This is a genomic window from Chryseobacterium sp. FG46 (genome assembly GCF_057809135.1).
The window spans coordinates 1-25,427 of the sequence record NZ_JBMDJJ010000007.1; the positions used below are offsets into that span (position 1 = coordinate 1).

General features: G+C 35.4%; 26 protein-coding genes. 17 read left to right on the forward strand and 9 right to left on the reverse strand.

Annotated elements, in window-relative coordinates; genetic code table 11:
* Window positions 1-416: 416 nt before the first annotated feature.
* The gene (locus ACODR7_RS06975; RefSeq protein WP_488838328.1) at window positions 417-1,199 is read right to left on the reverse strand and encodes a YdcF family protein; all 783 of its coding nucleotides are present in this window, start codon (window positions 1,197-1,199) and stop codon (window positions 417-419) included.
* Window positions 1,200-1,978: 779 nt separating this feature from the next.
* Between ACODR7_RS06975 and ACODR7_RS06980 the strand changes: the two genes are divergently transcribed.
* Complete coding sequence (locus ACODR7_RS06980) at window positions 1,979-2,728, forward strand: hypothetical protein (RefSeq protein ID WP_488838330.1); 750 nt, start codon at window positions 1,979-1,981, stop codon at window positions 2,726-2,728.
* Window positions 2,729-2,891: 163 nt separating this feature from the next.
* On the opposite strand, the gene ACODR7_RS06985 is transcribed toward ACODR7_RS06980, so the two are convergent.
* A complete protein-coding gene (locus ACODR7_RS06985) occupies window positions 2,892-3,122 on the reverse strand; it encodes a SymE family type I addiction module toxin (protein ID WP_488838332.1) in 231 nt (76 codons plus the stop codon).
* Window positions 3,123-3,272: 150 nt separating this feature from the next.
* Here ACODR7_RS06985 and ACODR7_RS06990 point away from each other — a divergent pair, with 150 nt between their 5' ends.
* The 9 genes from ACODR7_RS06990 to ACODR7_RS07030 all read left to right on the forward strand — a co-directional run bounded on the left by ACODR7_RS06990 (window position 3,273) and on the right by ACODR7_RS07030 (window position 10,384).
* On the forward strand, window positions 3,273-3,698 hold the full coding sequence (locus ACODR7_RS06990) for a helix-turn-helix transcriptional regulator (protein ID WP_488838334.1): 426 nt from the start codon (window positions 3,273-3,275) through the stop codon (window positions 3,696-3,698).
* Window positions 3,699-3,703: 5 nt separating this feature from the next.
* Window positions 3,704-4,585, forward strand: a complete 882-nt coding sequence (locus tag ACODR7_RS06995) for an SMODS domain-containing nucleotidyltransferase (protein WP_488838336.1) — start codon at window positions 3,704-3,706, stop codon at window positions 4,583-4,585.
* Complete coding sequence (locus tag ACODR7_RS07000; protein ID WP_488838338.1) at window positions 4,563-5,129, forward strand: SLATT domain-containing protein; 567 nt, start codon at window positions 4,563-4,565, stop codon at window positions 5,127-5,129. Before ACODR7_RS06995 ends, ACODR7_RS07000 begins: the two co-directional genes overlap by 23 nt.
* Before the next feature lie 226 nt (window positions 5,130-5,355).
* Window positions 5,356-7,467, forward strand: coding sequence for a carboxy terminal-processing peptidase (locus ACODR7_RS07005; protein WP_488838340.1), 2,112 nt, complete (start codon window positions 5,356-5,358; stop codon window positions 7,465-7,467).
* Between the two features lie 152 nt (window positions 7,468-7,619).
* Window positions 7,620-7,949, forward strand: a complete 330-nt coding sequence (locus ACODR7_RS07010; RefSeq protein ID WP_276964995.1) for an ArsR/SmtB family transcription factor — start codon at window positions 7,620-7,622, stop codon at window positions 7,947-7,949.
* A 120-nt stretch (window positions 7,950-8,069) separates the two neighbouring features.
* Window positions 8,070-8,543 carry an SRPBCC domain-containing protein gene (locus ACODR7_RS07015; RefSeq protein WP_488838343.1) on the forward strand — a complete coding sequence of 158 codons (474 nt, stop codon included), beginning with the start codon at window positions 8,070-8,072 and terminating at the stop codon, window positions 8,541-8,543.
* Between the two features lie 154 nt (window positions 8,544-8,697).
* Window positions 8,698-9,276, forward strand: a complete 579-nt coding sequence (locus tag ACODR7_RS07020) for a YdeI/OmpD-associated family protein (protein WP_488838345.1) — start codon at window positions 8,698-8,700, stop codon at window positions 9,274-9,276.
* A 15-nt stretch (window positions 9,277-9,291) separates the two neighbouring features.
* Window positions 9,292-9,690, forward strand: coding sequence for a DoxX family protein (locus tag ACODR7_RS07025; protein WP_488838347.1), 399 nt, complete (start codon window positions 9,292-9,294; stop codon window positions 9,688-9,690).
* 139 nt (window positions 9,691-9,829) lie between these two features.
* Complete coding sequence (locus ACODR7_RS07030; RefSeq protein ID WP_488838349.1) at window positions 9,830-10,384, forward strand: DUF4256 domain-containing protein; 555 nt, start codon at window positions 9,830-9,832, stop codon at window positions 10,382-10,384.
* Window positions 10,385-10,394: 10 nt separating this feature from the next.
* On the opposite strand, the gene ACODR7_RS07035 is transcribed toward ACODR7_RS07030, so the two are convergent.
* A complete protein-coding gene (locus ACODR7_RS07035) occupies window positions 10,395-11,357 on the reverse strand; it encodes a hypothetical protein (RefSeq protein ID WP_488838351.1) in 963 nt (320 codons plus the stop codon).
* A gap of 308 nt (window positions 11,358-11,665) precedes the next feature.
* On the opposite strand from ACODR7_RS07035, the gene ACODR7_RS07040 reads away from it, so the two are divergent.
* Window positions 11,666-12,169, forward strand: coding sequence for a hypothetical protein (locus ACODR7_RS07040; protein ID WP_488838353.1), 504 nt, complete (start codon window positions 11,666-11,668; stop codon window positions 12,167-12,169).
* Between the two features lie 182 nt (window positions 12,170-12,351).
* Here the strand turns inward: ACODR7_RS07040 and ACODR7_RS07045 are convergent, their stop codons facing one another.
* Window positions 12,352-13,380, reverse strand: coding sequence for a threonine aldolase family protein (locus tag ACODR7_RS07045; RefSeq protein ID WP_488838355.1), 1,029 nt, complete (start codon window positions 13,378-13,380; stop codon window positions 12,352-12,354).
* Window positions 13,381-13,465: 85 nt separating this feature from the next.
* On the opposite strand from ACODR7_RS07045, the gene ACODR7_RS07050 reads away from it, so the two are divergent.
* Entirely contained in the window at window positions 13,466-14,119 is a 654-nt protein-coding gene (locus ACODR7_RS07050) for a metal-dependent transcriptional regulator (protein ID WP_488838357.1), read from the forward strand.
* Between the two features lie 62 nt (window positions 14,120-14,181).
* Here ACODR7_RS07050 and ACODR7_RS07055 read toward each other — a convergent pair whose 3' ends face one another.
* Window positions 14,182-16,611 carry a TonB-dependent receptor gene (locus ACODR7_RS07055; RefSeq protein ID WP_488838359.1) on the reverse strand — a complete coding sequence of 810 codons (2,430 nt, stop codon included), beginning with the start codon at window positions 16,609-16,611 and terminating at the stop codon, window positions 14,182-14,184.
* Between the two features lie 296 nt (window positions 16,612-16,907).
* Between ACODR7_RS07055 and blaIND the strand changes: the two genes are divergently transcribed.
* Entirely contained in the window at window positions 16,908-17,636 is a 729-nt protein-coding gene (gene blaIND / locus ACODR7_RS07060; RefSeq protein WP_488838361.1) for an IND family subclass B1 metallo-beta-lactamase, read from the forward strand.
* 185 nt (window positions 17,637-17,821) lie between these two features.
* Here blaIND and ACODR7_RS07065 read toward each other — a convergent pair whose 3' ends face one another.
* From ACODR7_RS07065 to ACODR7_RS07080, 4 genes are all read right to left on the reverse strand, one after another.
* Window positions 17,822-18,424 carry a hypothetical protein gene (locus tag ACODR7_RS07065; protein WP_488838363.1) on the reverse strand — a complete coding sequence of 201 codons (603 nt, stop codon included), beginning with the start codon at window positions 18,422-18,424 and terminating at the stop codon, window positions 17,822-17,824.
* A gap of 165 nt (window positions 18,425-18,589) precedes the next feature.
* Window positions 18,590-19,729 (reverse strand): hypothetical protein, encoded by a 1,140-nt coding sequence (locus tag ACODR7_RS07070; RefSeq protein ID WP_488838365.1) that lies wholly within the window; start codon window positions 19,727-19,729, stop codon window positions 18,590-18,592.
* 25 nt (window positions 19,730-19,754) lie between these two features.
* Complete coding sequence (locus ACODR7_RS07075; RefSeq protein WP_488838367.1) at window positions 19,755-20,657, reverse strand: TssN family type VI secretion system protein; 903 nt, start codon at window positions 20,655-20,657, stop codon at window positions 19,755-19,757.
* Between the two features lie 54 nt (window positions 20,658-20,711).
* Entirely contained in the window at window positions 20,712-21,653 is a 942-nt protein-coding gene (locus ACODR7_RS07080) for a type VI secretion system baseplate subunit TssG (RefSeq protein ID WP_488838369.1), read from the reverse strand.
* A gap of 437 nt (window positions 21,654-22,090) precedes the next feature.
* Between ACODR7_RS07080 and ACODR7_RS07085 the strand changes: the two genes are divergently transcribed.
* The 4 genes from ACODR7_RS07085 to ACODR7_RS07100 all read left to right on the forward strand — a co-directional run bounded on the left by ACODR7_RS07085 (window position 22,091) and on the right by ACODR7_RS07100 (window position 25,402).
* The gene (locus ACODR7_RS07085; RefSeq protein WP_488838371.1) at window positions 22,091-22,882 is read left to right on the forward strand and encodes a S1/P1 nuclease; all 792 of its coding nucleotides are present in this window, start codon (window positions 22,091-22,093) and stop codon (window positions 22,880-22,882) included.
* 350 nt (window positions 22,883-23,232) lie between these two features.
* Window positions 23,233-24,099: a sigma-70 family RNA polymerase sigma factor gene (locus tag ACODR7_RS07090; RefSeq protein WP_002979276.1), complete on the forward strand. Its 867-nt coding sequence runs from the start codon at window positions 23,233-23,235 to the stop codon at window positions 24,097-24,099.
* 186 nt (window positions 24,100-24,285) lie between these two features.
* Window positions 24,286-24,888 carry a hypothetical protein gene (locus ACODR7_RS07095; RefSeq protein WP_488838374.1) on the forward strand — a complete coding sequence of 201 codons (603 nt, stop codon included), beginning with the start codon at window positions 24,286-24,288 and terminating at the stop codon, window positions 24,886-24,888.
* Window positions 24,889-24,901: 13 nt separating this feature from the next.
* The gene (locus ACODR7_RS07100; protein ID WP_488838376.1) at window positions 24,902-25,402 is read left to right on the forward strand and encodes a GNAT family N-acetyltransferase; all 501 of its coding nucleotides are present in this window, start codon (window positions 24,902-24,904) and stop codon (window positions 25,400-25,402) included.
* The last annotated feature ends 25 nt before the right edge of the window (window positions 25,403-25,427 follow it).

Below are 25,427 nucleotides of genomic sequence, written 5' to 3' on the forward strand. Positions count from 1 at the left end.
TTCTATTCAGATTATCCAAACTTTTTGCTTAGTCCCCAACTTTTGCGCTTGATCCTATATAAGTTTAGTGTATTTTTCTATGCAGCCTTTACAAAACCCAAATAATCATGCGAAAGCCAATTTTGCCCTTATATCCACTCTATTTTCAGTCAGATAGTACAGGTACTGACTTGAAAAGCAGGGCTTATTTGAGCAATTGTATTGTCTATAGCATAAATAACTGATAATTAACACTTTGCACAAGTTGCAAAGTGAAGTTATTTCGGAATGATTTTAAACTTCCTTAACTGAACTCAAGTGTTTTAAAATGAAGTTTTAATAACTTTTGTGGTTTTGTAAAGTTTCAAACATTTTATTATTAAAAAAAACGGACACCTGGTATATTTAAGTGTCCGGTTTATATCATAATTTAAGTGCTATCCATTCAATCCCAAACTGTTATACAGCTGTACCTGCCATATTCCCAATACTTCTTTAAGCATCACAAAAGTAAATGCTGCATTATAACTGTTAGGAAATACAGTAATTTCAGTATCAATAAAATCTGAGGCTTGTGGAACAGGGTTTAATCCAAATGTATGAAACAGAGCCACAGACCTTTTCATGTGAAATCCGGAGGTAACCAGATATACATCAGAAGGAGCCAGCTGTTTTAGGATCTTGCTGGTATATTTTGCATTTTCATACGTATTCATGCTTTTATCCTCTTTCATGATATCAGCATCTGATACTCCCATCTTTTTAAAATTTTCACGGAATAATTCTGCTTCACTTGTATGGCCTCTTCCTTTTCCGGAAATTACTATTTTACAAGGCAGATTGTTTTTCTTGTATTCATAGTACAGCTGATAAGCAGTTACCAATCTGGAATAAGACAGTGTATGCAGCCTTTCTGTATGCTCAAAGGCTACAACGCCACCACCCAATACAACAATAACGGGATTTTGAGAAACTCTATTCTTACTCGCAACAGGACTTACATAATTTTTCTGCAAATATCCGGAAGTCAGTTTCCCCAGAAAGCCATTTCCTATAAAAACGATCATTAAAACGGCAAAGAAGCCAACTCCTATTCTCAGGTTTTTACCTTTGTTTTTTCTTTTGAGCAGAGCAATGATAACCACTGCAAGAAATACTAAAAAATAAGGCTCTGTAAAAAGCTGTACAACACGGAATAAAAAGTCTAATAAAAATTTCATTTTCAAATAATATTGATGAATGCCGGAAGGCATAGAAAACGCAAAGATAAGGCAATTTCCTGAGTATAGCTTTCCACAGCAACACACCATTAAAATTCTCAGGATAATTTCATCTCATTTTTTTTGATTTATACAATTATTTTATACATTTGCAACCATAAAACAACACACCTTTTAGTGTGTTAATAAAAAAAAACAAAATACCTACCCTAGTGAAAAAGCAGAATAAAATCACCATTTTTATGACTGTACTCCATATATTTTTGGACAGACATTTTTGTAAAGAAAAAAGCAAAAACTCCTCCTCAGGTATAAAGAAACGATTTCTGCTTTAAAAACTGAAAACCATCCTCCTATTTTGTCTTATAAATCAAAGAATACATTTTTTTTTGACACAGACCTCAATTGCCGATTAACAAACAGAGTCTTAGAAAGACTCTTCACAGCAATCTCCTACAACCTATAGCCTTCTGAAATTATTGATTTCACCACTCTATTTAAAAATCTCATCATCAAACATTTAAGGGAATTATAATAGTGAAATGTTTATAGATAAATATCTACTCAGCAACGATATATATCTATATAAATCACAAATAATTATGAGTAAAAAAAATATAATTTTGCTTAAAATTTATGAAAAATATTAAATGAATTATGAAATAGTAAAATTTTAATTCTATAATATTTTAGATTCTAAGAACACATATGAATAGCTTAAGTAGCCTCTTCAGGTTTTGTAACTCGTAAAGAGGCTGTTTTAATTAAACTCACTTGAAATGAAAAAGAAATTATTTTTATTAATCTTTCCGATGTATGTAACTACATTTGCACAGGTTGGTATAAATACCAGTAATCCGAAAACAATGTTGCATGTGGTAGGTAACGGGGTAACTGATCCGTTAAGAATTGATGGACTGAAACCGGGATCCGGATCTTATCTGCTTGTTGATGCCAATGGTGTAGTAAAAACAGCTACTGATAGAAGTAACCTTACATTTGTATTGCCTTCTGTAAGCAATAGTACGGGATTAATTCTTACTCAAGCGGGGCAAACTGGTCCTACAACATACACTGAAAACAGTTCTCCAACAAGCAGTATTATGCCGGGTAGCGGAAGCTGGACCAAAATACCGGGATTACAATCCACTTTTAATATCATTCAGCCTACCAATACTATCAATATTTCAACAGAAGGTACAGCGCAGTATGACTCAGCAAGTACAATGTCAAGCGGTATGGCGGTCTCCTACGCTATCGGAATATTTTTAGATGGTAAATTAATTGCTGCAAGACTGTTTAATATCTCAGGAAACGGTTTTGTAGGAACTATTGACAAATGGTCTATTTTAGGACAGGCCTCTAATTTGTCTGTGGGATCCCATACCTTAGAAGTATATGCTACAAGAAGAAATACGGCAGGAAGCGCCAATGCTGACATTGCTATAGCAAGGCCTGCCCCTTCAACAACCTCCTTAAATCAATTTATGGCCAAGGCAGTATTACAGGTAAACGGAGTATATCAGTAAACAGCTGCACCCATCTGAACCCCCAATATAAAAGAGTTACCTTTTTCGAGGTAGCTCTTTATTTTTTATGACATCTGGGTTTTGCATCCCTTCTGCAGATTAGGAGATCCTTTCCTGCTGCGTCAGCCCAAAAATTCACGGGAAACTGTCAGCATCTCATTCATCATTCATAGCTCACTTCCCTTTCCAGGATAATCTGGTTTCTGCTTACGGTAACCAGTATTTTGTCTCCCGCCTGAAAACCACATTGCTGTACCCACTTCCCTGCTATTCTTATTTCGGGGAAGTAGACTATTTTGCCATACGCTCTTGAAAATGATTTGAGGAAAACCGTAAGGTAACGATTGTTCAGTTCATTATATTTGCTGCTGGTCATTCTTCTTTTTCTTTTCATAGGTGTTATTTTTCTACAAATGAAGGCATAATAAGAAGGATAAACCATCTGAGGAAAGGATATTTTATTCTGAAAGAGAGATATTTTAGAATAGTATTTATTTTAAAACAGCGCTTTATTTTTTTAATCTAAAGCTTTATATTTGTTATTATGAGTTACACAGATATGCAAAATAAAAAAATACACCAGGGTAGAAATATAAAGCGTTTCCGCGAAATGCTGGGAATCAAGCAGGAAGCACTGGCTTTTGAACTGGGCGACGACTGGAGCCAGAAGAAAATCTCCCTTTTAGAGCAAAAAGAAACCGTAGAATCTGATATTCTGGCACAGGTAGCGAAGATTTTGAAAGTTCCTGCAGAAGCGATTGAGAATTTTGATGAGGAATCAGCAATCAACATTATAGCAAATACTTTCCATGATAGCGCTGTTGCAAACACTTTTAGTGATGGCGGACAAGCAAATTTCCATTGTACTTTTAATCCTCTTGATAAAATGGTGGAGCTTTATGAGCGTATGCTGGAGCAGCAGAAGGAAATGATTGAGAAGTTGGAGAGGTTGATTGATAGAAAACAATAAAATAAATGAGCGAAGCTGTATATTTTGAGAATTTTTCTAATAATTTATTAATTGGAAATACTTTACGTTCAACAATTTCAATGAGATATATAAGTATCTGCAAAAGGTTGAATAAAGATTTCTGGAATATGGATGATTGCACTACGGGAGGACGATACATTGGTTCTTTTGGGCGTAATACTGCTACTGGATGGATCAGTGATGTAGACATGTTGTTCGAAATGCCTTGGAGATTTTATCTAAATTATAATGATTATATTGGAAATGGTCAGTCTGCATTTTTACAAGTAGTAAAAAATTCAATTGCAAAAACATATCCAACTACAAGTGTAAAAGGAGATGGTCAAATTGTTTCTATTAAGTTTGCTGATGGTATGGAAATAGAGGTTCTACCCGTTTTTAAAAACAATGATGATTCATACATATTTGCAGACTCAAATGATGGTGGTAGTTGGAAAACAACGAATCCCATTCCTGAAATTAACATGATAGGAATTGGTGATGATTTAACAAATTATAACCTGCGACCTTTATGTCGAATGACAAGAGCATGGAAACACTTCTGTAGTGTTCCTATTAAGGGATTATTAATAGATACGCTTGCTTACAGATTTTTGATTAATTGGGAAAACCGCAATAAGTCCTACTTATATTATGATTTAATGTGTCGTGATTTTTTTGACTATCTTAAAAATCAATCTCAAAATCAATCAACTTGGTCTGCGTTAGGAAGCAATCAAACAATATACAATCCAGAAAGCTTTCAATATAAAGCTACAATAGCTTATAATAAAGCAAAAGAAGCTATTAAGTATCAAAATGATAAAATGGAATGGTCTGCAAAACAAAAATGGAAAGAAATATATGGATTCAGATTCCCTAACTAAAGAAGTTTTAGAAGCCCAATTAAGAGAAAATTATGGAAAAATAGTTTATTCACATAAGACTCAGGAAAAATGTGCTGATATACTTACTCGGAAAAGCAATTGCATCAAGAATATACAAATAATTTTGGCTGCTCTTATTACAACAGGTCTTTTAGTTCGAGTATTTAAAGGAGAAGAATGGGCATTAATTACCAGTACTGTTTTATCCGCTATTCAATTTGGTTTAACCAGTTTTCTTAAAGAATATAATTTAGGGGAAACTATACAAAAACATTCAACAGCAGCCCTCGAACTATTTGATATTCGAGAAAAATATCTTTCTCTTTTAACAGATTTAAAAGCAGGATTACTAACACCTGATTCAATAATTGAAAAGAGAAATGAATTATTAGACGATCTTTCTAAAACTTACAAAGGTTCACCAAGAACTTTTAGTAAGGCTTATTCACAAGCACAAAAAGCTCTTCAATTAAATGAAGAATTAACTTTCAATGATTCAGAAATTGATAAATTCCTACCACTAAAATTACGGAAAAACCAATAAACTATTTAAATATATTTATGATATTCTAACTTTTCAAACCATAAACTTATCTTAAAATTCTCCTCCACAACTACTTATTATCAATATTTTTCATACATTCACATGATGTTTATAAAAGCATATTGAAAGCTCGTATTTACTACTATTTTCAATCATTACATTGAAAAAAGATCAATTAATGGCAACAAAACAAGTATAGTTTTCAATTAAAAGCACAATCAGAGATATGTTGAAAAATTTTAGAACCGTTCGTTTTTTACTACTTCTTCCGCTTACCTTTTTTGCGTTCGGTTTCCGCCCTCCCGGCAATGAAGAAGAAAAGATGCAGATCATCATGGTCAATACCAAGAATATTTTGTCTTACCTGCATTACAGCCCCAAACCTATTAATGATGCGTATTCAAAAGAAGTGTATAAGCAGTATTTTGAATCAATAGATCCTACAAAAACCTATTTCCTGCAATCTGATATGGATGAGTTTCGTAAATATGAAACCAAACTGGACGATTATCTGAACACCGGAGATCTGACTTTTTATAAACTGACCGTGGATAAATTGTCTCAAAGGATTGATGAAATTGATAAAATGACCAAAGACATTTTCAGTAAACCCATCAATCTGGAAGAAGATGAAATACTGACTTTGGAACCTAAACTAAAAAATGCACCTGCCAACAAGCAGCAGCAATATAATGAATGGCGGAAATATGTAAAATACAATATTCTCCAGGAAATAGAATCCCTGAACAGGAAAAGCGAAAAAAAGAAGGATGATTCTACCAATGAAGAAAACAGCAGCAAGCCCAAAATACTCAGCCAGGATGAAAAGATAAAAAAAGCGACAGAAAATGTTAAAGATCTTCTGGAAGAAAAATTTATCAGATTCAGGAAAAGGCAAAAAATGGATTCGTTTACTGTGTACATGAATGCGTATACTCATATTTTTGATCCGCATACCAATTATTATTCACCGCAGGGAAAGAAGGATTTTGATATGGACTTCAAAGGAAAAATAATCGGGATAGGTGCAATGATCCAGGAAAAGAAAGGAAGCCTTTATATCGGAACATTATCCATTGGAGCTCCGGCATGGAAGACCAAGCAGCTTACGGAAGGTGATAAGATCTTAAAAATAAAATCTACGCCCGATACGGAACCTGTCAATGTTGTGGATATGCTTTCCGGCGAAGCCATCAAATTAATCAGAGGTGAAAAAGGAACTCCCATTACTTTAACGGTACAGAAAAAAGACGGAACGATTCAGGAAGTAACCATGAACCGTGAAGAAATATCGATTGAAGATACTTTTGCTAAAAGTATTATCGTAAATGCATCCGATAAGAAATACGGCCTTATCAATTTACCTAAGTTCAATGCTGATTTTGAAGACAAAGACGGAAGAAATGCATCTGATGATATTAAAAATGAAATTATCAAACTTAAAGAGCAAAATATTCAGGGAATTGTTCTTGATCTTAGAGGTAATTCCGGTGGTTCTTTAACGGAAGTTGGTGATATTATGGGGCTTTTCATGGATGCAGGCCCTTATGTGCAGGTGAAAGACGGAAATGGAAAGATTACCACTTTAAAAAATAAAAATGAAGCGCCCATCTGGAACGGTCCCCTTGTGATTCTACAGAATGAACTGTCTGCTTCTGCGGCAGAAATTTTAGCCGGTGTGATGCAGGATTACGGAAGAGCGGTAATTATGGGATCTCCTGTATCCTATGGAAAAGGAACCGTACAGGTATTTGTAGATCTGAACAGGTTTTTAAATACGGAAGAAGATTTTGGTTCTGTAAAGCTAACCATTCAGAAATATTATAGAATCACCGGAGAGTCTACACAGAGAAAAGGAGTAAGCTCAGATATCCAGATGAAAGATATCTTTTCTTATGCAGACATAGGTGAAAAATATGATGACTACGCATTGGCCTGGGATAAAATACCGGGAACAACCTTCAATAAACAAAACTTTCTCAATATTCAGGCTTTGCAGAAAGTAAGTACAGAGAGAATTGCTAAAAATGATAATTATAAACTGTTACTTGAGTATGCCCAATGGAGAGAAAATCTGGGGAAAGAAAAAACAGTGCCTTTAAGCATTCAGAAATACAGCGGACTGATGAAGCAGAGAAAAACTGAGGATGATAAATTCAAAATATTAAAAACACTGGAAAATGGTCTTACATTCACGATGTATCCAAAGGATATTGAAAGAGAGAAAAACGATGCCGCATTCAAAAGCAAATCTGAGGCATGGGTTAAAAATCTTCAGAAAGATCTCTATCTGCGGGAAGCCATCAATATAGTTGAAGATTGGGAAGTAAGATCTTAAGCCTATTTCTTCTCTTCGAAATTTAAAAATTCAAAGCTCAACAATATAGGTAAATACATTGTTGAGCTTTTTTCATTACAATCAAAAATTTATTACAAAATATTTGCGTAGCTAAATAACTACATATATATTTGTAGCCAAATAACTACACAATGAATTTAAGAAGAGATGTATTTCAGGCTATAGCAGATCCTACAAGACGGTCTATATTAATGTTGGTGGCGGCACAGTCGATGACAGCGGGAGCCATTGCTTCCAATTTTGATACGGCAAGACCTACCGTTTCAAAGCATCTCCAGATCCTTACAGAATGTGAACTGCTGCGATCTGAACAAAATGGCAGAGAAATTATCTATCATCTGAATCCCAATAAAATGAAAGAAATAGCCGATTTTATAGAACCCTTCCGCAACATGTGGGATGAGAAATTCAACAAGCTGGAAAGTGTGATGAAAGCCTTCCAAAACATGAGTAAGAAATAATATGAGATAAAAGATGAAAGACGAATAGATAATAGACCTCAAATAGTATCAGTTTTCCCCCACCCTAAAACCCTCAAACTCTCTAACTCTAATACCCTCAAACTTAAGAAAACTCAAAATATGGAACTTAAAACAAAAATTCAGGCAGAAGACGGAAAGCAGGAAATCTTCATCATCAGAGAATTTGATCTTCCTGTAGAACTGCTTTTCAAAGCGTATACAGAAGCAGAACTTTTCGAACAATGGATGGGAACGAAAGTAACCCAATTCGAAAACAAACAGCACGGAAGTTATCGCTTCGAAACGTCAAACCCTCAGGGAGATGTGGCTTTCAGTGCCAATGGAACTATTCATGACATTGTTCAGAATGAGAAAATTATAAGAACTTTCCAGATGGAAAACACCCCATTTCCAGCTCAGATGGAGTTTTTAACATTTGAAAAGTTAACAGATACCACAAGCAAAATCACAATCCAGACCATTTATAAATCTGTAGACTTCAGAGATCAGCACCTTAAGATGCCTTTTGCACAGGGTATTAATAGGGCGCATAATCGTTTGCAGGAATTGTTAGGTGGTGAGACGAAGAGATAATAGATGTCAAAGTTTAAATTGTGAACACCAATGTCAATAGTGAATTTTGCTTTGCAAGTAAATCGTCAATGGTCAGGAAAAGGATAACAACTTTAAATGTTAAACCTTGAACCCTTATACTCTCCAACCCTCAAACACAAAAACCCAACACCATATGAATCCAAAAGTTAATTTTTTCTTCGAAAACGCCGGACAATGGCAGGAAGAATTTGAAAAATTAAGAACTATTGCCCTGAGTACAGAGCTTACAGAAGATTTAAAATGGGGCTGCCCCTGTTATACTTATGAAGGGAAGAATATTTTCCTGATCCACGGTTTTAAGGAATACTGTGCCCTTCTCTTCTTCAAAGGTGCTTTAATGAAAGATCCTGACAATATCCTGATTCAGCAGTCTAAAAACGTACAGGCAGCAAGACAGATCCGCTTTACAGAGCTAGCGCAAATCAATGATTTGGAGGAAGTTCTTCGCTCGTATATGTTTGAAGCCGTTGAAATAGAAGAATCAGGCGCTAAAGTGGAAATGAAGAAAACAAAAGACTTTGAAATAGCTGAGGAATTTCAGGAGAAGCTGGATCAAAATCCTGCATTACAGGAAGCTTTCCAAGCATTAACTCCCGGAAGACAAAGAGCTTATCTACTCCACTTTTCTTCTGCCAAACAGTCTAAAACCCGTGAAGCCCGCATTGAAAAATGTATCCCACAAATCATGGAAGGAATAGGATTAAACGACTAACTATAAAAACAGATCATGAACACACCACAACCCTCACAAAAAAGAACAAAGATCATCTATTGGATATTTACCCTTTGGATGGCTCTGGGAATGGTTTCCACGGCCATTATCCAGCTGATAAAAAATAAAGATGAGCTGGCCAATTTTACCCATCTCGGCTATCCTTCTTATCTGATGACCATTATCGGAGTCTGGAAAATTCTGGGCGTTATTGCGATCTTAATTCCTAAACGTTTACTGTTGAAAGAATGGGCGTATGCAGGCTTTTTCTTTGTCATGTCAGGCGCTGCAATTTCCCATCTTATCGTGGGTGACACAGCAGGAAGAACTTTCCCGGCAGTATTATTATTGGTACTGGTCATTATTTCCTGGTACTTCAGACCGGCAGAAAGAAAAATCACTATTATTGATTAATGTTTTAAGATTAAAATGAATAAATTTTATTGCAGTTAAAATCCTAGTGTCTTTAAACAAGGCATTATTAATAAAATTTGCGTCTTCGCGATTCCAACAATACCACTCAACATACCCATATAACAAAATAAAATTTGACATGAAAAAGAAACTGACTCCGGAACAAATCAACGAGCTTTTAAAAACACTAAAAGCCCGTTTCGAAAAAAATATGAACCGTCATAAAGACCTGAAATGGGAAAAGATCCGGCAAAAACTGGAAACCAATCCCGAAAAGATCCGGTCTTTATACGAAATGGAAACCACAGAAGGTGAACCCGACGTAGTAGATTACCATAAAAAAACGGATGAATATTCCTTCGTTGACTGCTCTCCGGAAAGCCCCAAACGCCGAAGCTTATGCTATGATTATCCTGCCTGGAATGCCAGAAAAGCCAACAAACCAGAAAGTAACGTCATTGATACCGCTTCTGAAATGGGCATTGAACTTTTAACAGAGGAAGAATACCGCCAGCTTCAGGAATTGGGAAAATTTGACCAGAAGACTTCAAGCTGGATCAAAACACCAACGCAGATCCGTGAACTTGGAGGTGCTGTTTTCTGCGACCGACGGTACAATACTGTATTTACTTATCACAATGGTGCAGATTCTTACTATGCGGCAAGAGGTTTTAGAGGAATATTAAAAGTATAGAGGAGAATAATTAACTGGGATCTCTCAGCCAGGGAGATTCCATACTCCAGAAAATAATGCTAACGCCCAGATAGTTTTCAGCATATTCGGTAAATTCTTCTTTGGTAAAATGTTTCTTAGTTTTCGGATTTTTATAGGTCAGAGTCGGCTCCTGAACGGCCATTGCTACCATAGAAAGCCTTCCTTTATATCGATTAAAAAAAGGATAAGAATTTTTCATTTGTGCTTTTTTATCCGGAACAATATCAGGCCCGCCCAACCCAATATTATTTTTGTAAGCAAAATCGAATAGTCTGGACATATACTGATGGTCATTTTCCCATTCACACGGAAAGAAATTGACATATTGCAGAACGTAAGAATGGTGGAAAGCACTTCTCGCAAACTTCAGATTTTCCAATTCGGCCTGAAAATAACGGTCACAGCTAAAGCCTGTTTTATCCTTTTTCATATCAATATCGATTGCTGTTTCCGGAAGATTAATCCCCTGAATTTTTCCGTCAAATTTCTTTGCCAGCTCTGCTATCAGTTTCTGAAATCTCAGCCTTACAGCCGGATTCCATTGCTGGGTAGCCCAACCGTTTCCAACAGGTTTATTTTCACCCGGGTTATCATACTGAGGAACCAATCCTCCTGTATATTCTTTATCTTTCAAAACATATTCAGGAATATATTTTGCCTGTGGTTCAAAAAATCTGTCCTGAAGTTGTATAAATAGTTTTTTATTCAGGCTTGTCAGATAATTCAGGTCTTTTTCAATAACAGAAAAATCATATACATCTTTTGATGTTTCCAAAGCCTTCCAGTTATAGACAATCTGTACTCCGCCAATATCTTTGCGGGTAATCAGTTTTTCAATTCTATGCAGATCTCCCGAGGAGGTATAAATATAATTCTGAGGAGTCTGTCCCTCGACAAAACGTAAACCTAAAATAAATAAACCCAAACCCAGGACTTTAGTCATCTTTTTCATTACAATCAATTTTAAAAATTAAATCATTTTTCATGCCTAAAAACATTAGACATTTTTAAGAGCATTAAAATCATATTTCATTATGAGCAATATTTTTAAACATTGTTGTCCAATTAGATTTATAATTAACAGGTCGTAAGTATTGATAATTTCAATGTATTTTTTCAATTAATATTTTTCCTTAAAATTCATTTTCTGAAATATTAATTTTCATCATAAAATCATTATCTCTTCATATCCTATTTTTAATATACAAATACTATTATTATTTTAGCAGAATAGAAATTTGATTTTTAACAATTAAGGATATGAAAAAATTAATCTTATTGGGCGCTGTATCAGCTTTTTTAATCAACTGTAATAAGAAAACTGAAGCACCGGCTCCCAAAGTGGAAGCAGACACCATTGCTGTAGAAGATCCTGTAATAGATACCCTAGGACCAAAGTCGTTCTGTTATATCGGGGTTACAGGAAAAGACAGTGTTTTTGCTTCTATTGATGACAATTTAGGAACAATCACCGGAAAATTATCTTATAAAAACAGTGAAAAGGACAGTTCAAAAGGAGATGTAACGGGTTTCAAATCCGGAGATACCCTGAAATTAACGTATGAGTTTACTTCTGAAGGTAAAAAGAGCAAAAGAGATATCTACTTCCTTCAAAAGGATAATATTTTAACAGAAGGTATTGGCGATCATAAAGAAGAAGACGGACAATCCAAATATGCTGATGAGAAAAAAATCAGTTATAAAGACGGGCAGAAGCTAAACCCTGCTGATTGTAAGGCCGTAAGCGAAGCTCTGAAAAAATAATCCATTATAAAACAAAAAAGAGGCTGTCTCAAAAGTCCACTAGGACTTTTGTCATTCTGACGAAGGAAGAATCTCAATCATAAACAACCAGATGAGATTCTTCACTACATTCCAGAACTTTGTTCGCAGACTTTCAGTCTGTGTTCAGAATGACACTTTTGAGACAGCCTTTTCATTTTATATTAATTCTGTTTAATCACTTCAATAAAGCGGCTCACGGCTTCATCTTTTGTACTCCATGAAGTAATAAGACGAATAGCTGAAAAATTTTCATCTACTTTTTTCCAGACATAGAATTCAAAATTTTCAGATAATATCTCTATAAGCTGGTTACTGAGAATAGGAAAAATCTGGTTGGCATAGGTATCCGCAAGAAAAGCAGTTCCTTTTTCCTGCAAAGCTTTTTTAATTTTCATAGCCTGCTGGTTGGCATTTTGTGCCAGATCAAAATACAGATTGTCCTTCATCAGTTCTAAAAACTGAATCCCCAGCAATCTGCCTTTGGCCAATAATGCCCCTTTTTGTTTGATATTAAAAGCAAAATCTTCCCCAAGCACAGGATTATTAATCACAATTGCTTCTCCTAACAGTGCTCCGTTTTTAGTTCCTCCAAGATAAAAAACATCGGTAAGAGCAGCTACTTTTTCCAGGGTAAGATCACTGGTTTCAGCTGTCAGTCCATATCCAAGTCTTGCCCCATCCATAAACAGGTATAATTTATTTTCTTTACAAAATGCGGAGAGTTCTTCCAGTTCTTTTGCCTGGTAGATTGTTCCCAGCTCCGTAGAATTGGAAATATAAACCAGCTTAGGCATTACCTGATGCGGGACATTACGATGCCCTTCCAAAACCGGTATAATATCCGACGGTTTTAATTTACCATCTGTGGTTTCAATACTTAATACCTTATGACCTGTGGCTTCAATAGCTCCTGTTTCATTATTTAAGATATGCCCGGAAGAAGCAGAGATTACACATTGATAGGGTTTTAAGAATGCTGAAATAACAATTAAGTTCGCCTGCGTTCCACCAGAAACCAAAAAAACTTCCGAATCCGGATTGTTGATTTTTTCTTTAATTAATTCTTTTGCCTTTAATGAATACTCATCTTCTCCATAGCCAGCCTGCTGATCAAAATTATGCTGTAAAAGGGCCTGTAAAATATTAGGATGACAGCCTTCAGAATAATCGTTTTTGAATGAAAATTTCATAGAGTAAAAGTAAAAAAAGTTAAAATAACAAGAGCTAACTTTCCATTTTATTTTGTTAGATTTGTAGTGAAAATCATCTAACATTTTGAAAACAACCCTAACAGAAGAGAATTACCTGAAAGCTTTGTATCATTTAGTTGACAATGAAGGAAAGGTGACGATTAATGAGCTCAGCAAATTTTTGAATGTAAAAATGCCGAGTGTTAATAATATGATGAAGAAATTTGCAGAGAAAAAGTGGGTCATTTATGAAACCTATAAACCCTTAATCGTTACAGAAAACGGAAGACGTGAAGCAGCCCTGGTCGTTCGTAAACACCGACTTACTGAAATGTTTCTGGTTAAAAAAATGAATTTCGGCTGGGAAAACGTCCATGAGATTGCAGAACAGCTTGAGCATGTGCATTCGCAGATCTTTTTTGATAAAATGGACGAAATCCTGGATCATCCTAAATTTGATCCTCACGGGGAACCTATTCCTGATAAAGATGGTAACATCATTGCCCAGGATCTGCAGAAACTCAGCAATTGTGAACCCGGTGAAAATGTAACTTTCGCTTCTGTTACCCTTTCTGATGATGCTTTCCTGACGTATCTGAATGACAGAAAATTACGGCTCAATACAAAGGTGAAAATTGTAAAAATAGAAAGTTTTGACAAATCAATGACAATAGAAATTGAGGGCAAAACAGAAATTTTAAGCAAGAAAGCTACTGAGAAAATATTGGTAAAAAAATAAATTACCAACAATTATTATACAAAAAGTGACCCATTTTATAAAGCCACTTTTTGTATAATCTATTAAAAAGGTACAATCAATTTTAAAGAAATATTTCTTCCCATATTATATATATTCCCTAAGTATTTTAACCGGCTAAGATGTGACTGATAGGCACGATCAAATGCATTGTTTACCTGAAACTGTAAGACAGCAGAATGGCTTTCTGAATAATTAATCACAACTGATGCACCAATATTAAACAATGTATAATCCGGTGTTGCTGTTTCTGTATTATCTAATCCCATATACCTGTTCTGTGCTGCTGAAAACTCTATTTCTGCTGTTGGCGTAACAGATGAAATCAATTTTGACCGGATAGATATTTTCTGGGATAGGTTTCCGGATAATTTTAATGGAGAAATCAAAGGAAGGTATTCTCCCTGAGTTTCTTTATTTTTGAATTTCTTATCACGGTTGAATCCATAAATGACGGATAAACTCGTTTCAAAATTAAACCCTTTCCATTTCTCAGGGTGCAGCGATAACCACGCCTCCATTCCATAAAGCTGAGCGGAAGCCTGCTGATACTGATAGGTTTTATTACCCTGCGTATCTACTATAGGATTTCCCTGTGCATCTACAAGTAATGACAGATAAATATAATTTTGAATATTATTATTGAACCAGCTTATATCTGCTGAAAAGTCTTTGAAACGTGTACTCACTCCCAGATCTTCCTGTAATGAAAACTCAGGATTGAAATCTCTGTTTCCTTTATAAATAATATGAGCTCCCGGATCCAGCCCGTTCGAACCAATTTCTGTAATGTTTGGCGCTCTGTAACTTCTCCCAATATTAGCTTTAAGACTGATCTGTTTTGTCAGTTGAAAAGCCGATCCGATACTTGCTGACAGACCACCAAACGCATTGTTGTAAGAAGCAAACCCGAGCCTTGTATCGGCAGATGCCTGAGCTGCCTGTTCTTCAAATTGTGTTATCAGGTTGGTCTGAATATAAAAATTGTCCCAGCCAATTTTTCGGATATCATAACGGGCACCACCACTTATGTTGAATCTTTTATATTTCCATTTGATATATGCATAGATTCCTCCTTCACTTAGGTCATAATCAGGAATAGGAAAATCTGTAGCCGACTTATTTTTATTATTTTGAACCATTCCGTTAATACCTGCAGATATTTCAACAGATGAAAATTTAGGAAAATTATAGCGTATTCCATAATTTAAAGTATTAAGCCGTACATACATTCCAGGCTGTGATGGCATGGTGGGATGATTATATTCTCTACGGATATTTTGCTGTAAAGCCAACTGAACATCCAACTCTCCTTTCCCTATATGTTGAGTATGCTGTCCATACAACCTGTAATGCTGAATTCTTTGATGTAAAGGTGAAAGAGTGTAGGAATTAAGATTTTTTTCTGGAACAATGGGTCTTTTTCCCAAATCATCATCATCTCCCTCTCCTATCTGATAGGTAAATTTTCCGGTACCCGGATCACGGCTTCCATCAGGTATTCCCTGTAGATTATCATACAATGTAAAATTGATTTTTGAAAAGCTTGTATTTGTTTTTCGTCCTAAGAGAAAAGAAAAGTTTTTTTCTTCAAAATTAGTATTGTATACTCTTCCATCTACTGCATTTCTGTAGTTTTTTGCCATTCTGTAGGAAGCATTTAATGAAGCTATAAGAGAATTCTTTTTATAACCCAACTGCATTCCATTTCCGATAAGATTATTATTCCCCTGATACTCCCCAGTTATTTTTCCATGTACAATACCGTCATTCTGAGAAGGTGTATAGGGAAAAAGACTTACCACTCCTGCCAAAGCATCAGAACCAAACATCAAACTTGCAGGTCCTTTTATAACCTCTGCCCGTTCTACAATATAGGGAGCGACTTCTATACCATGCTCATCTCCCCATTGCTGGCCTTCCTGGCGTATCCCATCATAAAGAGTGAGCACCCGATTGTAGCCCAATCCCCGGATAAAGGGCTTTGAAATATTAGGACCTGTTTCCACCACACTTAATCCGGGCGCAGATTTCACCAATGAACTGATGATGTTGGTTGCCACAGTTCTCTCGATCTGTTTGGATGAGATGCTCAGCATTGCAACAGGTGTTTCTTTAATTAAAGTTTCCCTTGAAACTCCTGTTATTGCTATTTCATCAATCCTGTTACTATTTTGGGTAAGTACAATATTTGGAATGAGTGTCTTCTTTTTTCCTACAGAAATATCCTTTTCAAATTCTTCATATCCTTTAGCTTTCACCAAAAGTTTATAATTTCCGGGAGCCAGGTTTTTGATTACATAATCACCATTTTTATCCGCCTCAGTTTTTATCGAAGTATCTTTAAGCATTACGACAGCACCAGGACTACCTCCATTTTCAAGAAGTACTTTCCCTACTACTTCCGCATCCTGAGCATTTGCCATCGAAGTTATAAAGATTACAAATACCGGCAACATCAATCTAAATTTCATATACATTAAGGTTTTTATTAAAGTCTTTTAAAGCATTGAAAATGATTATTAATTAAAATCAAAAGTAGTAAAAAAAATAATATTGCAACAATGTTGCGTTATTTAATTTTAAATTCATCTTAAAAAATAGTCTGTTAAAAAATTTTCCTGAAGAAGAAAACTTGATCAACTGTTAAAAAACGGTTAAACTCTCCTTCTCTGAATATCCGAAAATTTATTTTTACCTAGGTTTGCAAACAATCTACAGACTTTGTCTTTTCTGACAAATACTAACATTAATTATTACTCAAAAAATTATGAAAAAAAGCATTCCGTTTTTTATTATTTCAATGTTGCTAAGCCCATTGGCCAATGCTCAAACCAGTCAGGTAAGAGATTTTGTAATCGAACCGCAGATTCAACCCAATTTTTATATTTATAAAACTTTCGGCGTATTCGGAGGAAAGGAATATTCTACCAATGCAGTGTATCTGGTAACTAAAAAAGGAGTTGTTTTATTTGATGTTCCATGGCAGAAAACACAATATCAAAGTTTGCTGGATACTATTCAGAAACGCCATAGCCTTCCTGTGATTGCTGTATTTGCAACGCATTCACATGATGACAGAGCCGGAGATTTAAGCTTTTATAATAACAAAGGAATCAAAACCTACGCTACAGCGAAAACCAATGAGCTTTTGAAGAAAGACGGAAAAGCAACTTCCACTGAACTTATTAAAACAGGAAAACCTTACCGTATTGGTGGTGAAGAATTTGTAGTAGACTTTCTTGGTGAAGGTCATACCGCAGACAATGTAGTGGTGTGGTTCCCGAAATATAAAATTCTGGATGGAGGTTGTCTTGTAAAAAGCAAAGCAGCTGTTGATCTTGGCTACACCGGAGAAGCCAACGTTGCCCAATGGCCGAAAACCATGACAAAGCTGAAAAACAAATATGCACAGGCAACCTTGATTATCCCCGGACACGATGAATGGAAAGGAGGCGGACATGTGGAACATACGCTTGATCTTCTGAACAAAAAATAAATTTGAAGCGCCCTGGCGGATGCCAGGGCGCTTCAAATTTAAAACCATCATTTTAATGATTGATATTTTCTAAAAATTGTGATACTCTTTCAATTGCTTACATCGTATTGAAATAATAGAGGGATAACCTGCTGGATGATCGTTTTTGACAAAAAGTAACAATAATCTAAATGTTAATTTGGAGACTATTTTGATGTTAACATTTCTTCAGCTTTCTTCCATACAGCTTCTGTCATAAGTCTTTTAATTGCAGCAATATGAGGATCATCACTTTTACCATTAGATGCTCTAGTCTTCAAATTTGTAATAACCTGTTCCAGAGGACCTTTATCTCCGTTTTTTGCATATTCAGAAGCCCATTCCACTGAATATTTAAACGCCTGGTATTCATTTTCAACTTGTTTATCAAACAATGATAAGTTTTCAAGCTTATCACCTTTTATTCGATTAAACAATATATGTCCATATTCATGTACAATAACAATTAATAATCTATCTTCAGGAAATTCTAATTTTTTTTTGATAAAAAATTCAGGATTTAATTCCATGACTTTACCCTTTGCACGGCCAGGCCCATTCATTTCTGCATTAAAGACAATTGGAACGCCATCTTGTTCTATTGTTTGTAATTCTTTCCACATTTTTGGAAGATTTTTTTCACACGCACTTCGTATTTCTTTATCTGTCATTACCTGATCCTTGGATTGGCTTTGAGCATATATAAAAAAAGGAAAACATACCATCATCATAACGAAGATGATATTGTTTGATTTTAAATACAGAATCATAAAATAAAATTTAAACTAAGCTACAAATAAATCTATATACAATCTTTTTTTTATTTTGCTTTTGGTGTGAAAAAGACAAAATTACAGTCCCGGGGAAGCTCGAAATTAGGTTTCAAATAAAAAAAGTCCTGATTTTTTCAGGACTTTATACTATTGATACTTTTATTAATCTAAAACACTCCAACCTCTTTTTGGGTTTGTGTTCGTGGAAACTTCCTGCTCATTAACGATGATATTTTCTTTTCTCTGCCCGATATAATCAAGCTCGCTTAGTTTAGAGAAAATAATTTCAAGGCTTTTCAACATCTGTTGGATATAAAGCAAAGGTTCGCCACAATTATGGTGGTCATAATTCGTTTCTGCTACAATAGAAAGCTGGTTCAGCAAAGTATGAGGAGCAATCTCACTCCATTCCAGACTGTAGTTCAGCATTTCCTCCAATTCTGCAGGAACAAGAAGCTGGGTTGAATTGTATAAATGAAGTGCCAGTCTTGCAAAAGACTCAATTAAAAATACAGGCGGCTGCCAGGGCGTAATATTTCTGAACTGGAAATACATATCTCCGAAAGTATTTACCATGGTAGTACACAAAAACTTAACGTTTTGTGCCAACGCTGTATTCTGGTTTTTATGCGATGCTTTCTGAATGATTTTAAAAGCGTACTGCTGAAGATTTCCGATAGACTTCGCATAGCTGCTGTAATAGTCTATCAAAGCCGGATGACTCTGTACGGAAGTACAAGGCGGAATAAAATTGGAATCTACCTGAGCAATATTTCCTTTTAAATCTACTTTCCCGATGATAAGATAATTTCCCCCCGAATAGCTGCTGTTCAAAGATGTTACAGGAAGCAGTTCAATATGATGGTTCGGCTGTGCACTTGGGTGACGTGGCGGAATTTCCTCAGGATCAATATCTCCGAAAGGTACTTTATCAAAAGGATTTACAGAGATCAGAATATAATATTCTCCATCTGCCTGCTCTTCATTCATTGATTTCGCCAATGATTTCACGCTGATTCTTCTATCCGTCAGCTCAATACGGTATCCTGCCATTGTCACAGCGCTGCAACGCTTGATTACCAGCTGTACATCATTGGTTGCCGTGTTGTGAACATCAAAAATGGTACGGTCTGTAAATTCATTGGAAATAGGCAGAAGTCCGTAGTTATATGTAGTAATCCCAAGGGAATTGGAATCTCTGATAGTATCAATTAAGAAATTATCCTGATCATTAAGGTGTCTTTGGGAAACTTTCATCCCATCCACCCAATTGATGGCAAAATGTTTAATAGGCTGTATCATGTTTAATACTTTTTAATTTTTGTGTTTATGATTTTCTTGTGACTCCCTCCTCTTCATGCTGAATAACTCTCTTACAAATCACCACTTCATTTTCAGAAATACTGTTTGTGGTAATGTCGTGGTCGAAATCTATATATTTTCTAAAACTGAAAAACGATTTTTTAGTGTAAAAGATCCAGTAGTAAGGCTCATTTCCTTCGTCTGAAAGATGAATTATTGAACCCGGATTTTTGTGATTGTAATCATCCACTACTCTGTAGAACCAATCTCCGAACGTAACTCCTGTAGGAAGTGTTTTCGCTTTAATTCTGAAACGGTTGGTATCTTCTAATTTTTTGCTTAACTCAACATTCAGGACCATTAACCTGTCAAAATCTGCCCCTTCAAAATCAGGAAGCTTCTGCTCCGGTGAATATCTCCATGTTTTATAAATATCAAAAGGGATACTGATAAACTGAATATAACAGTAATAAAATACCATGGGAACCACAAAAATCACCATACTTGTTGCAGCCATCACAGCGTATCCTGTGCCTTTACTCATCCAGTTGAAGATCAGCGTGAAAAGATATCCGCCCAGGGCAATACACGTCAATGAAAGAATAGATTCAAACAGAATACTCATTGCCAGAGAATCGATGTGTTTTTTGAAATATTTATGCAGCAGATTCACATGAATAATCCCAAAAATCAGATAGATCACCTGCGCAATAAGATACCAATACGGATTAAAAAGGTTTCCCGCAAATCCAAAAACACCCGGAATAGCCAGGCATAAACTGCAAAGGAGTACGTATATAATAATTACTTTAATCTTTATCGCAGGTTTATTTCTCCTGATTACACCGAGTATAACCATCATAATAATTGCGATTAAAGGCATTAAGATATACCTTAAAAAAATACCTTTTACTGAAGAAATTTCCATTTGTTTCTTTTCGAATTTATACTTTGTTGGTAACTGTAAATATAATAAAATAATTTAGAGGAATGTAGAGTATCCAAGGCGGCTGGCATTTCTTTCATCATCTTCAAGACTGAATGAATATTCCTCTTTTTCTGTGACAAAATTCTCTTCCACATCTACTGTTACAGGAAGAAAATAGTCATAAAGAGCCTGAAGTACATTTCTAAACGGACTTCCGGGAATAAACTTCTTCATATCCCCATAAGGAATAGGGCCAATATTCACCACCCAGTTTCGCTGCCCGTCCATATGAGGTCCGCTTGGAATATAGGTGACTCCCAATCTTGAATTCCCCAGTAACATGGAATCATCATTTTTCTCAATTCCATCAATAATATTAGGTGAAAAACTTACTTGTACCGGTATCTGCAGAAAAGCAGTCATGCATCTTTCAAACCATCTCTTGTCTCCCCTGATCTGATGGAAAAACGGCAGAATATGCATAAAAATATAAGCACTCTGCTCGTCCAGCATTTTGATCATAGGCCAAAGCTCACTAATGGTTTCCAGCAAAGAATCCGTATTACTGGTGATATCAAATTCTGATTCTTTAAGCAAAGCACTGATTTCCGTAAAAAATACTTCCAGCTCAAAAGGACGGAAAAACCTGCGGGCATCATCTTCTACCCTTTTCTGCTTCCGGATTTCCCTTACCACAGTATCTACATTCTTTCTGGAAGCCCCAAGGGACGGCGGATGAAATAAACCTTCCGGAAGATAGTCGTAAATGCCTTCTCTGTAACTCTGTATAGTAAAGACTTCCTCATCAAATCCTAAATAACTGCTTGAAATACTTTTAATATCTTTCAGGTAAGCACGGTCATTCACCCCCACACGCTCAATGAAGATATTGCTTACCGCACGATGGTATTTCAATAGGTTTACAGCCACAGCTTCAGCCTTAAAATCTGTCTGCAGCTTATTGTAATGCATATCTACAATATTATTCTCATACATAGTGTTTCCTCTGATTAAGACTTGTAAAGATAATATATCTCATAAGTTTGAAAAAATATTTTTACAACAATTTTATTCTAAAAATAATAATTAATTGACATTAATAGGAATAATTTTCTACAAATTCCGTGAAAATACGGTAAATGGAAAATTTACTTGCTTTTTAGAATTTAAAATTAAGTATTCAGAACCAATTCTTTAGGATTCAAGGTTTAAAGTGTAAGGTTGTAATTAAGATTTTATTTTAGATTTTATATAGGATATAAAGAGTTTTCTGCCTTTATCTTCAGTGCTTTCTAATCTCTTAAAACCTAAGGTTATTATGTTTTTATGTAAATTAAATTTTATTAATATCATCTTATGGAATAAATTCAGGATTATGTATGCTCATTCCGAAAGCGGGCCGTATCTTTGCAGACTGAAAATTGTTATTTAAAATGAAAAGTATTTATTCTAAAATTCTGATTTTAGCATTCATGGCCTCTTCACTTTATTCTTATGCGTGGGGATTAACGGGACACAGAGTGATTGCAGACATTGCACAAAACCACCTTTCCCGCAAAGCAAGAAGAGAGATTAAAAAGATCATGGGGAAAGAGCGTCTGGCTTACTGGGCAAACTGGCCGGATTTTATCAAATCTGATACAACCGGCGCATGGAAGCAGGCTTCATCATGGCATTATGTAAACATTGATCCGATGATTGATTTTAAAGCTTTTGAACAAAACTTAAAATCACAGGCAGGACCAAGCCTTTATACTCAGGTAAACACATTATCCAGCCAGATCAAAGACAAAAACACTTCTGAAAAAGACAGAAAAATTGCTTTAATCTTCCTTATTCACATTATGGGAGACCTTGCACAACCACTTCACGTAGGAAGGGCTGAAGATTTGGGCGGAAACAAAATTAATGTTACGTATTTCGGAGAAAAAACCAATTTACACTCTGTTTGGGATGGAAAGTTAGTAGATTCTCAAAAATACAGCTACACTGAATATTCCAAGCTTTTAGACATCAAATCTAAAGAAGAAGTAGCACAGATTCAATCCGGAACACTGGAAGACTGGCTGTATGATTCTCATAAAATTGCCAATAAGATCTATGCACAGACTCCAAACGATTCTAAATTGTCTTACGACTATCAGTACAAGTTTAATGAAACGATGGAAAGACAGCTTCTTTACGGAGGATTAAGACTGGCGAAAGTATTAAACGAGCTTTTTTAGTTACGAATTGCGGGTTTGCTGGGTACTCAACATAACCTGAAATAGTACTTTTAGATATAAAAACGGGACTTAGGTTTCGTTTTTTTGGTTTAAGGTTTAAGGTTTAAGGTTTAAGGTTTAAGGAATTTACAGGATTTTTAAATGAATTCTAGTGTTTTTATGATTAATTTAAATTTTATTCCTCAAACGAAAAAAAACACAAAACACTCAATAACAAACAGTTAAACGAACACGAAAACACATTAATACCTTTTAAAATATATATTGTACAAAAAATATTGCACCTTGTGTAACCTTTATACCTTTTCATACGTATATATTATAGTAACTCTTTTTTGAGGAAAAAATAAATGAGACAATTAAAAATCACTAAGCAGGTTACCAACAGGGAAACTGCTTCATTAGACAAGTATTTGCAGGAAATTGGTAAAGTGGAACTGATCACTGCGGACGAGGAAGTAGAATTGGCACAAAGAATACGTGCAGGTGACAGAGCCGCACTTGAGAAATTAATCAAAGCCAACCTTCGTTTCGTAGTATCTGTATCTAAACAATACCAAAATCAAGGTCTTTCTTTACCCGATTTGATTAATGAAGGTAACTTAGGATTAATGAAAGCAGCAAAAAGGTACGATGAAACTAGAGGTTTCAAATTTATCTCTTATGCAGTATGGTGGATCCGTCAATCAATCCTACAGGCATTGGCTGAACAGTCAAGAATTGTAAGATTACCATTGAACAAGATTGGATCTATCAACAAAATCAATAAAGCATACGCTCACCTTGAGCAGGAAAATGAAAGACCACCTTCTCCGGAAGAATTGGCTGAAGTTCTTGACATGAGCGAGGAAGATATCAAAGAATCTATGAAAAACTCCGGAAGACACCTGTCTATGGATGCTCCTTTAGTGGAAGGTGAAGATTCTAATCTTTATGATGTATTACGTTCAGGAGAATCTCCAAGTCCTGATAAAGATCTGATGCTTGAATCTCTTCAAATCGAGATTGAAAGAGCATTGAATACTTTAACGCCAAGAGAGGCTGATTTGGTAAGATTGTACTTCGGACTGAACGGAAAACACCCAATGACTTTAGAAGAAATTGGTGAAACTTTCGATCTTACAAGAGAGAGAGTTCGTCAGATCAAAGAAAAAGCAATTAAGAGACTAAAACACAATACCAGAAGCAAGATCCTTAAATCTTACCTGGGTAAATAATTTTAGCGTAAATAATTTTATAGGCGGAGTCTGTTTTCAGGCTCCGTTTTTTTATGGATGTAACATTTTTCAACGTTTTTTCAACTAATTAAAATCATATGCTTTAATCAGTTGTGTTATAATTGAAATGATTAATTTTAGCTGCTTTGGATATGATGCTGATTTTCAACCCAAACAAAACATACTATGAAAAAAATATTTTTCGGCTCTATTCTGGTACTTTCTTTACTTTCCTGCAGAGAAAATAACCGCCAGGCTCCTACCGTAGAAAATGCAGTTGACAATGCTGAATCTTCAGTTTCAGGTTCAATTAAGAAAAATACAAGATATTCGCGCAATGAAAATCTGGTTCATGAAATCTATCAGGAACTTGTAAAAAACGACAAAGCTTTACAGGATCTTGACAAAAGAATAACGGTTATTAATCAGGAAACTGAGGATGCAATTACCGAGTATGATGATGTTATTCAAAAATCAGAAACATACTATAATGATGCAACGGCATTATCCAATTCGGTAACCGATTCTGTCACAAAGAAACAAATTGAAAAAGAGATAAAGGCCAGCTCTGAAAAATATGATGTAAAAACACAGACTATCCGGGACCTCATCGCCAAACTAAAAGCAAACAGGACAACAGTTCATGATCAATACCTTGTATTCAAAATCAGAAAGACACTTCCTGAAATTGAAAAGTACCAGAATGCGCATCCTCTGAAAACAGATCATCTCAATCAAGTTATCAATAAGCAGAATAAATTGCTGGCAGAACTGAAAAATTTTAAATAAAAACCATCACCTCATGAAATATACAACCCAATGGCTTACCGATAAAAACCGCGTGAAAGAGCTCGTAGACTTTTTTATTACCCACAAAACAGATGCTTATATTTCTCACGGCGAAATGATGTCCGGAAGAGCGATAGACTCACACCACTGGAATCCTGATCTTGAACTGATTCTGACAGAACAGCTGATCACCGATTTTAATTCCGATGGCAGTTCCAAACTTAATATTCTGATTGCTGAAAACGAAAACGGGGAAATTGTCGGCATGATGGTTTTTAATGTGATCAACAGTCCTTTTAAAAAATATGCCATTCTGGAGGATATGCTTCTAGACCAGTCTGTGAGAGGCCAGTCTCTTGGAAGTAAACTTCTGGAGGAAGCGATTCACGAATCTAAAAACTGGAATATCAGTTTTATTTTACTGGAAAGCGGAGCCAGCAATCATGGAGCTCATAATTTTTTCAGCAAGTATGGTTTTAAAAAAGTATCGGAAAGTTATATTTTAAGTTTATAAGTTAAGCAATTAGAATCTTTCGCAA

Excerpts from the sequence above, each read along its gene's own strand:
- ACODR7_RS06975 (WP_488838328.1), bottom strand. The coding sequence starts at position 1,199 with ATGAAATTTTTATTAGACTTTTTATTCCGTGTTGTACAGCTTTTTACA.
- ACODR7_RS06980 (WP_488838330.1), top strand. The coding sequence starts at position 1,979 with ATGAAAAAGAAATTATTTTTATTAATCTTTCCGATGTATGTAACTACA.
- ACODR7_RS06985 (WP_488838332.1), bottom strand. The coding sequence starts at position 3,122 with ATGAAAAGAAAAAGAAGAATGACCAGCAGCAAATATAATGAACTGAAC.
- ACODR7_RS06990 (WP_488838334.1), top strand. The coding sequence starts at position 3,273 with ATGAGTTACACAGATATGCAAAATAAAAAAATACACCAGGGTAGAAAT.
- ACODR7_RS06995 (WP_488838336.1), top strand. The coding sequence starts at position 3,704 with ATGAGCGAAGCTGTATATTTTGAGAATTTTTCTAATAATTTATTAATT.
- ACODR7_RS07000 (WP_488838338.1), top strand. The coding sequence starts at position 4,563 with ATGGATTCAGATTCCCTAACTAAAGAAGTTTTAGAAGCCCAATTAAGA.
- ACODR7_RS07005 (WP_488838340.1), top strand. The coding sequence starts at position 5,356 with ATGTTGAAAAATTTTAGAACCGTTCGTTTTTTACTACTTCTTCCGCTT.
- ACODR7_RS07010 (WP_276964995.1), top strand. The coding sequence starts at position 7,620 with ATGAATTTAAGAAGAGATGTATTTCAGGCTATAGCAGATCCTACAAGA.
- ACODR7_RS07015 (WP_488838343.1), top strand. The coding sequence starts at position 8,070 with ATGGAACTTAAAACAAAAATTCAGGCAGAAGACGGAAAGCAGGAAATC.
- ACODR7_RS07020 (WP_488838345.1), top strand. The coding sequence starts at position 8,698 with ATGAATCCAAAAGTTAATTTTTTCTTCGAAAACGCCGGACAATGGCAG.
- ACODR7_RS07025 (WP_488838347.1), top strand. The coding sequence starts at position 9,292 with ATGAACACACCACAACCCTCACAAAAAAGAACAAAGATCATCTATTGG.
- ACODR7_RS07030 (WP_488838349.1), top strand. The coding sequence starts at position 9,830 with ATGAAAAAGAAACTGACTCCGGAACAAATCAACGAGCTTTTAAAAACA.
- ACODR7_RS07035 (WP_488838351.1), bottom strand. The coding sequence starts at position 11,357 with ATGAAAAAGATGACTAAAGTCCTGGGTTTGGGTTTATTTATTTTAGGT.
- ACODR7_RS07040 (WP_488838353.1), top strand. The coding sequence starts at position 11,666 with ATGAAAAAATTAATCTTATTGGGCGCTGTATCAGCTTTTTTAATCAAC.
- ACODR7_RS07045 (WP_488838355.1), bottom strand. The coding sequence starts at position 13,380 with ATGAAATTTTCATTCAAAAACGATTATTCTGAAGGCTGTCATCCTAAT.
- ACODR7_RS07055 (WP_488838359.1), bottom strand. The coding sequence starts at position 16,611 with ATGAAATTTAGATTGATGTTGCCGGTATTTGTAATCTTTATAACTTCG.
- blaIND (WP_488838361.1), top strand. The coding sequence starts at position 16,908 with ATGAAAAAAAGCATTCCGTTTTTTATTATTTCAATGTTGCTAAGCCCA.
- ACODR7_RS07065 (WP_488838363.1), bottom strand. The coding sequence starts at position 18,424 with ATGATTCTGTATTTAAAATCAAACAATATCATCTTCGTTATGATGATG.
- ACODR7_RS07070 (WP_488838365.1), bottom strand. The coding sequence starts at position 19,729 with ATGATACAGCCTATTAAACATTTTGCCATCAATTGGGTGGATGGGATG.
- ACODR7_RS07075 (WP_488838367.1), bottom strand. The coding sequence starts at position 20,657 with ATGGAAATTTCTTCAGTAAAAGGTATTTTTTTAAGGTATATCTTAATG.
- ACODR7_RS07080 (WP_488838369.1), bottom strand. The coding sequence starts at position 21,653 with ATGTATGAGAATAATATTGTAGATATGCATTACAATAAGCTGCAGACA.
- ACODR7_RS07085 (WP_488838371.1), top strand. The coding sequence starts at position 22,091 with ATGAAAAGTATTTATTCTAAAATTCTGATTTTAGCATTCATGGCCTCT.
- ACODR7_RS07090 (WP_002979276.1), top strand. The coding sequence starts at position 23,233 with ATGAGACAATTAAAAATCACTAAGCAGGTTACCAACAGGGAAACTGCT.
- ACODR7_RS07095 (WP_488838374.1), top strand. The coding sequence starts at position 24,286 with ATGAAAAAAATATTTTTCGGCTCTATTCTGGTACTTTCTTTACTTTCC.
- ACODR7_RS07100 (WP_488838376.1), top strand. The coding sequence starts at position 24,902 with ATGAAATATACAACCCAATGGCTTACCGATAAAAACCGCGTGAAAGAG.